Annotated in this window: 13 protein-coding genes; 11 read left to right on the top strand and 2 right to left on the bottom strand. The window is 60.3% G+C overall.

What is annotated here, in order from left to right; translation table 11 throughout:
* Positions 1-28: 28 nt before the first annotated feature.
* Positions 29-472: a hypothetical protein gene (locus AC04SF_RS00165; RefSeq protein ID WP_488475994.1), complete on the top strand. Its 444-nt coding sequence runs from the start codon at positions 29-31 to the stop codon at positions 470-472.
* Between the two features lie 107 nt (positions 473-579).
* A complete protein-coding gene (locus AC04SF_RS00160) occupies positions 580-789 on the top strand; it encodes a DUF1858 domain-containing protein (RefSeq protein ID WP_488475993.1) in 210 nt (69 codons plus the stop codon).
* On the opposite strand, the gene AC04SF_RS00155 is transcribed toward AC04SF_RS00160, so the two are convergent.
* Positions 786-1,490, bottom strand: a complete 705-nt coding sequence (locus AC04SF_RS00155; RefSeq protein ID WP_488475992.1) for a Crp/Fnr family transcriptional regulator — start codon at positions 1,488-1,490, stop codon at positions 786-788. The genes AC04SF_RS00160 and AC04SF_RS00155 overlap by 4 nt on opposite strands.
* Positions 1,491-1,720: 230 nt before the next feature.
* Here AC04SF_RS00155 and AC04SF_RS00150 point away from each other — a divergent pair, with 230 nt between their 5' ends.
* The 6 genes from AC04SF_RS00150 to AC04SF_RS00125 all read left to right on the top strand — a co-directional run bounded on the left by AC04SF_RS00150 (position 1,721) and on the right by AC04SF_RS00125 (position 6,820).
* Positions 1,721-2,923, top strand: coding sequence for an NnrS family protein (locus tag AC04SF_RS00150; RefSeq protein ID WP_488475991.1), 1,203 nt, complete (start codon positions 1,721-1,723; stop codon positions 2,921-2,923).
* A gap of 153 nt (positions 2,924-3,076) precedes the next feature.
* Complete coding sequence (locus tag AC04SF_RS00145; protein WP_096454989.1) at positions 3,077-3,523, top strand: pseudoazurin; 447 nt, start codon at positions 3,077-3,079, stop codon at positions 3,521-3,523.
* Between the two features lie 264 nt (positions 3,524-3,787).
* Complete coding sequence (nirK, locus tag AC04SF_RS00140; RefSeq protein WP_488475990.1) at positions 3,788-4,894, top strand: copper-containing nitrite reductase; 1,107 nt, start codon at positions 3,788-3,790, stop codon at positions 4,892-4,894.
* 64 nt (positions 4,895-4,958) lie between these two features.
* Complete coding sequence (locus AC04SF_RS00135) at positions 4,959-5,822, top strand: SUMF1/EgtB/PvdO family nonheme iron enzyme (protein WP_488475989.1); 864 nt, start codon at positions 4,959-4,961, stop codon at positions 5,820-5,822.
* Between the two features lie 41 nt (positions 5,823-5,863).
* On the top strand, positions 5,864-6,313 hold the full coding sequence (locus tag AC04SF_RS00130; RefSeq protein WP_488475988.1) for a group III truncated hemoglobin: 450 nt from the start codon (positions 5,864-5,866) through the stop codon (positions 6,311-6,313).
* Between the two features lie 75 nt (positions 6,314-6,388).
* Entirely contained in the window at positions 6,389-6,820 is a 432-nt protein-coding gene (locus AC04SF_RS00125; RefSeq protein WP_202351164.1) for a potassium channel family protein, read from the top strand.
* Positions 6,821-6,841: 21 nt separating this feature from the next.
* Here AC04SF_RS00125 and hemN read toward each other — a convergent pair whose 3' ends face one another.
* Complete coding sequence (gene hemN / locus AC04SF_RS00120) at positions 6,842-8,215, bottom strand: oxygen-independent coproporphyrinogen III oxidase (RefSeq protein WP_488475987.1); 1,374 nt, start codon at positions 8,213-8,215, stop codon at positions 6,842-6,844.
* Between the two features lie 121 nt (positions 8,216-8,336).
* On the opposite strand from hemN, the gene AC04SF_RS00115 reads away from it, so the two are divergent.
* The 3 genes from AC04SF_RS00115 (at position 8,337) to ccoN (ending at position 11,766) form a co-directional block, all read left to right on the top strand.
* Positions 8,337-9,059 carry a Crp/Fnr family transcriptional regulator gene (locus tag AC04SF_RS00115; protein ID WP_488475986.1) on the top strand — a complete coding sequence of 241 codons (723 nt, stop codon included), beginning with the start codon at positions 8,337-8,339 and terminating at the stop codon, positions 9,057-9,059.
* Positions 9,060-9,202: 143 nt separating this feature from the next.
* The gene (locus AC04SF_RS00110) at positions 9,203-9,916 is read left to right on the top strand and encodes a Crp/Fnr family transcriptional regulator (RefSeq protein WP_488475985.1); all 714 of its coding nucleotides are present in this window, start codon (positions 9,203-9,205) and stop codon (positions 9,914-9,916) included.
* A gap of 239 nt (positions 9,917-10,155) precedes the next feature.
* Positions 10,156-11,766 (top strand): cytochrome-c oxidase, cbb3-type subunit I, encoded by a 1,611-nt coding sequence (ccoN, locus tag AC04SF_RS00105; protein ID WP_488475984.1) that lies wholly within the window; start codon positions 10,156-10,158, stop codon positions 11,764-11,766.
* Positions 11,767-11,771 lie beyond the last annotated feature (5 nt).

Below are 11,771 nucleotides of genomic sequence, written 5' to 3'. Positions count from 1 at the left end.
CAGGTGATCAAGGAAAATGGGAACTCGAATGGCACGCAATCTCACGAGTGAAACTGTCGAAGCTTGGCGGTTCGCAATTTCCTTTCTTGTAGACCGAGAGCGGAGCAAGGCGGCTAGAAGAGAATTTTGGGCGCAGGGCTCGGACAAGTGCGCGGGAATTTTGAACGACCTGGGTCTAACGCGAACCGAGTTCGACGACGCCATGCGGCTCCCTTATGCCTCGGAAGACCTGCTTACTCCAGCAATGCGTTCGGTCGGCATTGATCCCGACAGCTTCCAAACGTTGGAAGCTGCACGCGGCGACATGTCGCGCACCTGCATGACCTGCCCGCATCGTCGCCAGTGCCGTGGGCTCCAGGCCGCGTTCGATTTCGAAAACCACTATCAGGATTTCTGCCCCAATAGCCCCGGTTTTGCGAAGCTTCTCGAACAAGGACGCATCCAGTCTAGGCGCAAGGTTTTTGGTGGTTGATCTCAGCCAGGGAGCGACTTCGAGTCTTGCTTCCTCTTTGTCCCATCGCAACGAGCGTTCCATAAACTGATGCAGAATGTCCGCGACGAATGCGCGGATTAGCAGCCATGAAACACAAATTCAGCGATGATGCGACGATGGACGAGATCATGAGGATGTCGCCGGCCGCCATCCGGATCGTGCTTCAAAACGGTATGCTTTGCGTCGGTTGTCCGATTGCATCGTTCCACACGATTTCGGATGCGGCGCGCGAGCATGAGCTCGATGAGGAACAGCTGAGTTGCGATTTGCGCACTGCGATTGGCAATTCCGACTAGCTTTTCTGCGTCCTGCCTTCGGCGATCAGAAGGAGCTGGTGCGGCGCGACCACGGTCACCTTCTGGCGTCCGCCTTTGACCAGTTGCTGTTCTTCCCATGCTGATAGCAATCGGCTCACCGTGAACAGCGTCGTACCTGTCATCTCGGCTATGTTCTGGCGCGTAATCGGGAAGTCGATCAGGATGCCTTCTTCTGTCTTCTTGCCCGCTTGCTTGGCAAGTTTGAGCAGGGCATGGGCCACGCGCTGCTCCACCTGTTCCGTGGCCATCTCGATGACGCGTGTGTGTGCGTCCTGAAGCCTGCCGCCGACGGCCTTGTAGGTGTTGGCGCCAAAACTGGGGTAATCAGCGGCGAAGGTCGACCACAAGCGACTCGGCCAGGCAAGAACCACGCAATCGACGGCAGCAACTGCATTTGCCGGATATGTGGCACGGCCCAACGCGTGAGCGATCCCCAGCAACTCGCCCGGACTGATGTAGCGCACCGTCACCTCCTGACCATCCGGGGCCGATTTGACCACGCGCACATGGCCGTCAAGCAACAGGAAAAATGAATGTGCTTCCTGCTCCTGCTCAAACACAGGATGGTCCTTGGCGATCCGGAGCGACCTGGCTTGACCGACAATGCGGTCGAGATCCGCGGCTCGCAGGCCTTCAAAAACGGGAAGCCCGGCAATGAGCGACGGATCAAGGCTACCCACGTGCGCCTCCTTTGAAATCAAACGACATTCAACAAATCCATCGCTAGCTGATCGCCGACTGTCTCATGGGCAGCCGAGGAGCAGCAAGCGGCATCCGCGTTTCCGGACATTCCCGCCCTTGTTTGCGCAACGGCAAATTGAGCTTGCCTCATTCAAGATACAACATCCGGATTGGCGGCCGCCGATCCATCCTATTTCAGCTGCCGGTCGTTGTTGTCTTAGGGGATCTCATGGCAATTCCACGCACGCGTCCGGGCGCCTACCCGGCCATTCTCTCCAACGGCTTCCGGCCGTTCTTCTTGCTAGGCTCGCTCTTTGGCGGCGGCGCGATCCTCTTCTGGCTGCCATTGTACTACGGCAAGCTCGAAACCTTCAGCGCCTTCTCGGCAGTGGACTGGCATGTGCATGAGTTGCTGTTCGGCTATCTGGCTGCGGTCGTGACCGGTTTCCTGCTGACCGCGATACCCAACTGGACAGGAAGGCTGCCTTTGCAGGGTCTTCCGCTGCTGGCCCTGGTGGTGCTCTGGTCCGCGGGTCGGCTCGCCGTCTTCTTTTCGGCTGAGACGGGCTGGTTGCTCGGCGCCGTCGTCGATTGCGCTTTCCTTCTTGCGGTTGTTATCGCCGCCGCGGTGGAAATCGTGGCGGGCAGAAACTGGAGAAATCTGAAGGTCCTGCTCCCGGTGGCGGTGCTCCTGGCGGCAAATGCGATGTTTCATGCCGAAGCGCACTACCAAGGCGTGACGGACACCAGCCGCCGGCTCGGCCTTGGCGCTGCAATTGTGCTGGTCATGATCATAGGCGGCCGGATCATCCCCTCCTTCACCCGCAATTGGCTGGCGCGTGAGCGGCCAGGGCGCCTGCCGGTGCCATTCGGCAGGTTCGATGCGGCGACAATCCTCCTCTCGGCTTTCGGGCTGATTGGCTGGACGTTCTTTCCCGACCACGCAGTCACCGGGTCGATATTAATCACGGCGGCGATCCTCAATGCCATTCGGCTTGCCCGCTGGGCTGGAGACCGCACACTGCGCGATCCTCTGGTGTTGATCCTTCATGCATCATTCGCCTTCGTCCCGATCGGACTCTTCCTGGCTGGCCTCGCCACTTTCGTTCCGGAGGAAGTGCCTGCGGCAGCAGGCATTCACGCGTTCGGCGTCGGAGCATTGGCCTCCATGACGCTTGCGGTCATGTCGCGCGCAACACTCGGCCACACTGGCCGCGAGTTGCGCGCGACCATCGGCACCTGCGTGGTCTTCGCCGCGATCCTGCTTGCGGCAATGTTGCGGATACTGGCGGCTTTCGCGCCAGCGGTCGCGACGCTGCTGCATATGGCGGCGGCGCTTTGGACAATCGCGTTCATTGGCTATGCGGTGCTGTTCGGGCGAATGCTCGTTATGCCGCGTTTGCAAGCCCGTCGTCCTGCAAACGCGGCCTGAGAACGCCGCCAACACTGCGACCTGCAACATGCCATGTGGCAGCAAGAATTATTTCCCTGATCAATTTGCGCCAGCGCAAGTCGCGCGATCAAGGCGTGGCTTAAAAGGGATCCAACGGTTGAAGCCGTGAACTACTCAAGAAAGGATTTCCCGATGAAACTGCCCCTGATCGCCGCGGCTGTCGCGCTGCTCTCCCTTGCCGGCGCGGCAAATGCCGAAGAACACGTCGTGCAGATGCTGAACAAGGGAGAGAAGGGTGCGATGGTCTTCCAGCCCGCCTTCATCCGTGCGGCGCCCGGAGACACGATCAAGTTTGTTCCGACCGACAAGTCCCACGACGCCGAGACTATCAAGGACATGATCCCGGACGGCGCCGAGCCTTTCAAGGGAAAGCCGAGCGAAGAAATTACCGTGACCCTCACCAAGGAGGGCTTCTACGGCGTCAAGTGCGCGCCCCATTATGGCATGGGCATGGTGGCGCTGATCCTGGTCGGCAAGCCTGTCAACCTGGACGCGGCACAGGCCGTCAAGCAGATCGGGAAGGCCAAGCCGGTGTTCGCCGAACTGTTCGCTGAGGCCAGCAAGGCCGCAGCCAACTAGACGACGACCGTTTCATAGATACCCCCTCCGTCTTGGCGAAGTCCGGAGGGGGGAAGGCCGGGCGGACCAGGGGAGAGGTCCAGTCCGGCCTGTTTCGTCTTGGAGTTGAACAAGCGGCCGGATGCATCGCCACGGCGCGAAATAAAGTATTCGAAAAATCGAAAGACACCCGCTGATGGAGTTTGATTTGCGTTAGCGCAAAGAAATGTACGTGGCTGAGAGTAATCTGGAAGCATCAACGGATTTGGAACCAAGGAGAAGACGATGCTTACCAGACGTGAAGCTTTGTTGGGATCTGTTCTCACGGCAGCAGCTGTTGCCACCATAAGCGCAATGCCGACAGCGGCGAGCGCGAAGGACGTCGCCGGACTTCCGCGCGAGAAGGTCACGTTGGTGGCGCCGCCTTTCGTGCATGCCCATGACCAGGTTGCCAAAGGCGGCCCGAAGGTCGTCGAGTTCACCATGAAGATCGAAGAGAAGCCTGTCGTCATCGACGCCGACGGCACGCAGCTCAACGCAATGACCTACAACGGCTCAATCCCCGGCCCGCTGATGGTCGTCCATGAGGGCGACTACCTCGAGTTGACGCTGATCAATCCCGATACCAATACGCTTGCGCACAACATCGACTTCCACGCTGCAACCGGCGCGCTCGGCGGCGGCGCGTTGACCCTGATCAATCCCGGCGAGCAGGTAACATTGCGGTTCAAGGCTACCCGGGCCGGCACGTTCGTTTATCATTGCGCGCCCGGCGGCGCGATGATCCCCTGGCACGTCGTGTCCGGCATGAGCGGCACCGTCATGGTCCTGCCCCGCGATGGCCTGAAGGACGACAAGGGCAAACCCGTTCGCTACGACCGCATCTACTATGTCGGCGAAAACGACTTCTACATCCCGCGCGACGACCAGGGCAAATTCAAGAAGTACGACTCGGCCGGCGACAATTACGACGACACGGTCAAGGTGATGCGCGGCTTGATTCCCACCCATGTCGTCTTCAACGGCAAGGCAGGATCGCTCACCGGCGAGCACGCGATGAAGGCGAAGGTCGGTGAAACGGTCCTGATCATTCATTCCCAGGCCAATCGCGATACCCGCCCTCACCTCATCGGCGGCCATGGCGACTTCGTGTGGGAACAGGGAAAATTCGCCAATCCGCCGGCAAGGGATCTCGAAACCTGGTTCATTCGCGGCGGATCGGCGGGCGCGGCGCTCTATACGTTCCTGCAGCCGGGCGTCTACGCCTATGTGAACCACAATCTGATCGAAGCGGTCGAACTGGGGGCCACCGCACACTTCACGGTGGATGGCGGCAGCTGGAACGACGACCTGATGATGCAGGTCGAGGCGCCCAAGGCAATTGCCTCCTGAGCGAACGGATGATTGTGCAACCCTGCAGCTCAGCGGGGTTGCACCGGAAATCGGGTGCCGTGCCATGTCCTTCGATCCCGTGTTCACTTTCGGCGTCATTGCGGCTGCCGCGTTGATCGGCCTGGGCATCGCCAATGAGGCCAACGACAGCCGCGATTTGACACTTCAGTCACCCGTGACGGCAATCCTTGCGCCCGGCACATTCGATCACGCCAAACCAGGTGAGTTCCTCAAGGCCAATCACCCGGTCAAGGCGCCTGTCGCGCGCGAAACAATCGCCGCGCCGCTCGAGATCATGAAGTACCAGGTGAGCGTCTGGGAATACGCGCGTTGCGTCGCCGACGGCGCCTGCAGGCCGGCAGAACTGCGCAAGGTTGGCGACGTCCCGGTCACGGGCGTGAGCCACATCGACGCCGAAGCATATGCAAGCTGGCTTTCCGAGCGCACCGGGGAAACGTGGCGGCTGCCGACCGATGTCGAGTGGGCCTACGCCGCCGGCGAACGTTTTCGCGGTGACATAGAGGCAAATGAAAACGACCCCAAAAACCCCGCGCAGCGCTGGCTCGGCCAGTATCGCGCCGAATCGTCGCTCGGGCGCGCACCAGACCCCGAGCCAAGAGCCCAAGGGGCTTTCGGTATCAACTCGAAGGGACTGGCCGACATTGCCGGCAATGTCTGGGAATGGACCTCGACATGCTACGTTCACACGACAATCGCCGGTGATGACGCGGAAACGGCAAGCGCGATCGACAATTGCGGCGTTCATGCCGTCGAGGGCTTCCATCGCACCTACATGTCGAACTTCATCCGGGACGGCAAGAGCGGCGGCTGCGCGGTCGGCACCCCGCCCGACAATCTCGGCTTTCGCCTCGTCCACGACCGTCGCGGCTTCCTTCAGGACGCCGTTCATCGCCTGGGACTCACCTGACTGCCAAAGACCAATGACCTCTCAAAGACCATGGAACGTGAATGACCTCGAAGTCGATCTTGCTTGAGAAGGTTCGCCCCGTCGCCGATCAGCCGCTTCTCCGGCCCGACGTCGACCGGGTGGCCATAGCAGCGTTGGTCCGCAAGTTCTATTCCAAGGTGAGAGCCGATCTGCGCCTCGGGCCTATCTTCGCTCGCGAGATTGTGGGCGATTGGGAGCCTCATCTGGAAAAGATGGCGGACTTCTGGTGCGCCGTCATCTTGAAGAGCGGCGACTACCACGGGCGGCCGGTGCCCGCTCACCTGAAGCTAAAGGATGTCACCGAGGCCGATTTCGATATCTGGCTAGCCCTCTTCGGCGAAACGGCGGCAGAGGTGTTTGCGCCCGAAACCGCGGTGGTGTTTGTCGAGCGGGCACAGCGGATAGCAACGAGCCTGAAGCTAGCCATGTTCTTTCGCCTTGGTCATACCGCCCCCGCAGGTGGCCAATAAGGCACCGCCAGGACAGTCGGATCGCCGTTTGATCGTGCGCAAGGACTACGGTCCTTCGTGCGGTAATGTCCCCGGATGATCCTCAATCTCTTCGTCGGCACGATCGTCATAAGCCTGACGGTCCTGATCCATACTTTCGGCCTTATCGCCATCACACATGCGATGGCACGCCTTGTGGCGCTCTTCCGCATGCACGGCCGCCGCAGCCGGGTCGTAGCCATGATCACCGTCGTGATGGGGCTTTTTGCCGTCATGACCGCGGAAGTCTGGCTGTGGGCCGGCATATACCGGCTGCTTGGAATCCTGAGCGACTTTGAGACCGCGCTCTATTTCTCGACCATCACCTTTTCCACGGTCGGCTACGGAGACGTGGTACCTGCCCATGACTGGCGCGTCCTGGCGGCACTGGAAGGCATCAACGGGTTTCTGCTGATCGGTTGGTCGACCGCCTATCTGATCGCGGCCGGCACTCGCGTCGGGCCCTTCAGGGCCGGCGAGCACTTTTGATCGGTGGCTTCAGGCCGTTGCTCAAACCGCTAGCGAGTGCCTGCCAATTCCATTTCGCAGATATTTGTCGAATTTCGCCGCCACCGTCCTGACGAGCGGGCGACTTTCCTCCGGTACGACGAACCTCTCACCATCGAGGCGAAGAAGGTGGCCGGCACTGCCGATGGCCAGCCGGCTGGCTTCACACAAAAGCGTTTGGCCGGCCGCTCCAAAGCGTTCGACAAGCTCCACCGCCGAGAAGGTGAACTGGCACATTAGACGCTCGATGGCCCACGCCCGCGCCTGATCATCGACGCTCAACTCGATGCCGCGGGCTATCGCCAGCTCTCCTGAATTCACTACTTTTTCGTACTTGCCGGTCGCGACGATATTCTGTGCGTAGCCCTGGCGGAATCGACTGATCGACGAAGGGCCGAGACCTATCAGGGTTTCGCACTGGTCCTCGGTATAGCCCTGGAAATTGCGGCGGATTCTTCCGGCGCGGGCAGCAACGGCCAGCGCATCGTCCGGCCTGGCGAAATGGTCGAGGCCCAGCATCTCGTAGCCTGCGTCGACGATCAATCTTGCGGCAAGCTGCGACTGCGCCAGACGCGCGGCGGGATCAGGCAACCAAGCCTCGTCGATCATCGTCTGATGCTTCTTGAACCATGGCACATGCGCATAGCCAAACAGCGCAATCCTGTCGGGGGCGAGCGTGAGAGCCTGGGCGACAGTGGTCGCAACACTCTCGCACGTCTGATGTGGCAACCCGTAGAGCAAGTCCAGATTGACCGAGCCGACACCTCGCTCGCGCACCGCATCGACGACGCTTTTGGTCAGCGCAAAGCTCTGCTCGCGATTGATCGCCTTCTGCACCTTGGGATCGAAGTCCTGGACGCCAAGACTGGCTCGCGTCATGCCGATCGCGGCGAAGGCATCGAGGCGCCCTTCGTCCATATCGTTTGGATCAAGCTCGACGCTGAGACTGGCGCCGGCGAGAAAGTCGAACCGGTCCCGCAGAGCCTTTCCCAGCGCAAGGATATCTTGCGGTCTAAGCGTGGTGGGCGAACCGCCCCCGAAATGCACCGCGCGGACTTTTCCCCGGTCGCGCACAAGATGGCCGACAGTTTCGATTTCCCTGTGCAGGGAGTCCAGGAAAGTGGCAACCGGGGCATAGTGACGGGTATGCTTCGTGTGGCAGGCACAGAACCAGCAGAGCCGGTCGCAATACGGGATATGCAGATAGAGCGATATCTCGTCATCGCCTTCGAGGGCATCCATCCATCCGCGTACCACCACCGCATCGACGCCCGGATGAAAGTGCGGCGCCGTCGGGTAACTTGTGTAGCGGGGCACGTTTTCAGCCGGATTGGCAGTCACAAGGGCGGGCGCGTCGTTGGCTGTTTTCGGTTGCATCGGTCCAGTCTAGGCGCGCAGGCATGCCGCGCTTTGATTTCAATCAAGGCGTTTGGCCCCATGGGCGGTATCGCGATACGGCAGCGATGTCCTATCCCTCTCTCTGGCCTCGGACCATGCAATGACGATCAGACAGGATGTCCACGGTGCCGGCGTTCCCGTGCTTTGCCAATCCTGCGAAGCACGCCATCGCGGCGTTTGCGGCGCCCTCGAGCCCGAGCAATTGGTCGAGTTGGCCAGGACCTCGTCGAGGCGTGGCGTTCAGCCCGGCATTGAGCTCGTTGGCGATGCAGAAGCGGTCGAATGCTATTCGAATGTGCTTTCCGGAGTGGTCAAGTTGACGAAAAGCCTTCCAGACGGAAGACAGCAGATCGTCGGGCTCCAGTTCGCACCGGATTTCCTGGGGCGACCGTTCAAGGCGGAAAGTTCTATCAATGCCGATGCCGCGACGGAGGTGTCGCTGTGCTCGTTTCCAAAGACCGTCGTCGAGCGAATGATGAAAGACACACCGGAGCTGGAGCACCGTCTGCTCGAGCAGGCGTTGAACGAGCTTGACGAGGCGCGCAGCTGGATGGTGGCATTGGGACGCAAGACCGCCTCGGAAAAGGTCGCCAGTTTTCTTCTGATGATCGCCCGCAACATCAATCCCGCCACTGATGCCGGGCCGACGAGTTACGATCTGCCTCTGACACGCGCCGATATCGCTGACTTCCTCGGGCTGACGATCGAGACGGTGAGCCGACAGTTGACCAGGCTGCGAGCCGAGGGAGTGATCCGCATCGAAAACCACCGGCACATAATCGTCGACGGCTTCAGCCGGCTGGAGCAGCGCTGCGGTGGTTGAAGCGCGCCAACAATCGCTTGCGCCAGGCACACCACCTCGACCGATCACCGGCAGCCGGCTGATCCCCGGCCTTTGATCTCGATCAAGGCGGTGCAGGCCACAATCAGCGCAACTAGCTGCCCCTATTGATCATGGGCGACACGATGGCCGGCAGACAGGACACTCAACACGCTGACATTCCGGCGACCTGTAAACCCTGCCAAGCCGGGCAAGGTGGACTGTGCGGTGCGCTCAAGGCCAGCCAACGCGCCCGATTGGCCCAAGTCTCATCAAGGCATCAGGTTTCGGCTGGATCAGACCTGTCCGACGATGAAACCTACTCAATCGTCTTGTCCGGCGTGGTGAAGCTCACCAGGAACCTTTCGGATGGCCGTCAGCAGATTGTCGGGTTCCATTTCGCCCGCGATTTTCTTGGCAGGCCGTGCACGGCACGATGGCCAATCAAGACCAGCACCTTGACGACGGTTGAGCTCTGCTCGTTTCCAAAGGCGATCATCGAGCGAATGATGGAGGACACGCCGGCACTCGGGCGTGTCCTGCTGGAGCATACGCTCAGGAAACTCGACGAAGCACGCAATTGGATGGCGGCGCTCGGGCGCAAGACCGCCTCGGAAAAAGTCGCAAGCTTCCTGCTGATGATCGCCACAAACATGGATGCCGCGAACAATCCCAAAGGCTCGACAAATTTCGACCTGCCGCTTACGCGGGCGGATATCGGTGATTTCCTCGGATTGACGATCGAGACTGTGAGCCGCGAACTGACACGGCTGCGCACCGACGGCGTGATCCGGATTGCAAACAAGCGGCACATCAGCCTGGAGAGCCTCGCTAAGCTTGATGAACGCTGCGGAGATTGAACGGCGCACTACGGCTTCTCTTCCGCAGCCTGTCCCGGCTTCTCGGAATTGCGCGCCTTCGGCACTGCCGGTCGCGCGTTGCCGCCTCGCGGTCGACGCTTCGGGTTTGGTGGCGGATTCTGGTGACCTTCAATCAAAAAAGCAGCCTGCGTTTGACCTGGATCAAGGCCGCGGGGACCAGAATTCCGAATTGGTGTTGTCGGCGGTCATTCTGCCGGCCATTCGAGATGGGGACTGCGATGAAGTTTGGCAGAGAGATCTTCCTTCTAAGCCTGTTTGCGTTCGGGGCATTTGTCGCCGCGGGCTTCGGCGTCGATGCGCCGTTCCGTCAGCACATGTGGGTGCTGTTCCTCGTGCTGGCCGGCTTCACCGCCATCTTGTTGCGCAATTCGGATTTCAAGCCAGAGGTTCCAGTCGACCCTTCGGCTTATATGGATGGGCCGGTCCGGTACGGCACGATCGCAACGGTGTTCTGGGGCGTCGTCGGCATGCTGGTCGGCGTGGTCATTGCTCTGCAGCTTGCCTACCCTGACCTCAACATTCAGCCATGGCTCAACTTCGGCCGCTTGCGGCCGCTGCACACATCCGGCGTGGTCTTTGCCTTCGGCGGCAACGCGCTGCTTTGCACGTCACTCTATGTCGTGCAACGCACATGCCGTACGCGGCTGTTCGGCGGCAATCTCGCCTGGTTCGTGTTCTGGGGTTACCAACTCTTCATCGTCATGGCGGCGACCGGCTATCTGCTCGGCATCACCGAGAGCCGCGAATATGCCGAACCCGAATGGTATGTCGACATCTGGCTCACCATCGTCTGGGTCGCCTATCTCATCCTGTTCCTTGGCACGATCCTGAAACGCAAGGAGCCGCACATCTATGTCGCCAACTGGTTCTACCTGTCCTTCATCATCACCGTGGCGATGCTGCACGTCGTCAACAACCTCTCGATGCCGGTCTCATTCCTCGGTTCGAAGAGTTATTCTGCCTTCTCCGGCGTGCAGGATGCGCTGATCCAGTGGTGGTATGGGCATAACGCGGTCGGCTTTTTCCTCACCGCTGGATTCCTTGGCATGATGTATTACTTCGTGCCCAAGCAGGCGAACCGGCCGGTCTATTCGTACCGACTGTCGATCATCCACTTCTGGGCACTGATCTTCCTCTACATCTGGGCCGGGCCTCATCATCTTCACTACACCGCCCTGCCCGACTGGGCCCAGACATTGGGCATGGTGTTTTCCATCATGCTGTGGATGCCCTCATGGGGCGGCATGATCAACGGCCTGATGACGCTCTCGGGCGCCTGGGACAAGATCCGAACCGACCCGATCATCCGCATGATGGTCGCGGCCATCGCCTTCTACGGCATGTCGACCTTCGAAGGCCCGATGATGTCGGTCAAGACGGTCAATTCGCTGTCGCACTACACTGACTGGACGATCGGTCATGTCCACTCGGGCGCCCTCGGCTGGGTCGGCATGATCTCGTTCGGTGCGATCTACTACATGGTGCCGAAGCTGTGGAACCGTGAGCGGCTCTATTCCCTGCGGCTTGTCACCTGGCATTTCTGGCTGGCGACACTTGGGATCGTCGTCTACGCCGCCGTCATGTGGGTTTCCGGCATCATGCAGGGCCTGATGTGGCGCGAGTACGACGAGCAGGGCTTCCTTGTCTATTCCTTCGCCGAAACCGTGGCAGCCATGCACCCTTACTACATCATGCGTGCCGTCGGCGGCGCGATGTATCTCTCGGGCACGCTGCTCATGGCCTGGAACGTCACCATGACGATCCTCGGCCACCAGCGCGAAGAACAACCTATGCCGGGTTCCGTACCCGCTCTCCAGCCTGCCGAATAAGGAGC

The organism is Mesorhizobium sp. CNPSo 4671, from assembly GCF_057784245.1.
The sequence above is the reverse complement of the archived record's forward strand: the minus strand, read 5'-3'. Positions and strand labels throughout refer to the sequence as shown.

Coding starts and splice junctions, on each gene's coding strand:
- AC04SF_RS00165 (WP_488475994.1), top strand. CDS start 29: ATGGCACGCAATCTCACGAGTGAAACTGTCGAAGCTTGGCGGTTCGCA.
- AC04SF_RS00160 (WP_488475993.1), top strand. CDS start 580: ATGAAACACAAATTCAGCGATGATGCGACGATGGACGAGATCATGAGG.
- AC04SF_RS00150 (WP_488475991.1), top strand. CDS start 1,721: ATGGCAATTCCACGCACGCGTCCGGGCGCCTACCCGGCCATTCTCTCC.
- AC04SF_RS00145 (WP_096454989.1), top strand. CDS start 3,077: ATGAAACTGCCCCTGATCGCCGCGGCTGTCGCGCTGCTCTCCCTTGCC.
- nirK (WP_488475990.1), top strand. CDS start 3,788: ATGCTTACCAGACGTGAAGCTTTGTTGGGATCTGTTCTCACGGCAGCA.
- AC04SF_RS00135 (WP_488475989.1), top strand. CDS start 4,959: ATGTCCTTCGATCCCGTGTTCACTTTCGGCGTCATTGCGGCTGCCGCG.
- AC04SF_RS00130 (WP_488475988.1), top strand. CDS start 5,864: ATGACCTCGAAGTCGATCTTGCTTGAGAAGGTTCGCCCCGTCGCCGAT.
- AC04SF_RS00125 (WP_202351164.1), top strand. CDS start 6,389: ATGATCCTCAATCTCTTCGTCGGCACGATCGTCATAAGCCTGACGGTC.
- hemN (WP_488475987.1), bottom strand. CDS start 8,215: ATGCAACCGAAAACAGCCAACGACGCGCCCGCCCTTGTGACTGCCAAT.
- AC04SF_RS00115 (WP_488475986.1), top strand. CDS start 8,337: ATGACGATCAGACAGGATGTCCACGGTGCCGGCGTTCCCGTGCTTTGC.
- AC04SF_RS00110 (WP_488475985.1), top strand. CDS start 9,203: ATGGCCGGCAGACAGGACACTCAACACGCTGACATTCCGGCGACCTGT.
- ccoN (WP_488475984.1), top strand. CDS start 10,156: ATGAAGTTTGGCAGAGAGATCTTCCTTCTAAGCCTGTTTGCGTTCGGG.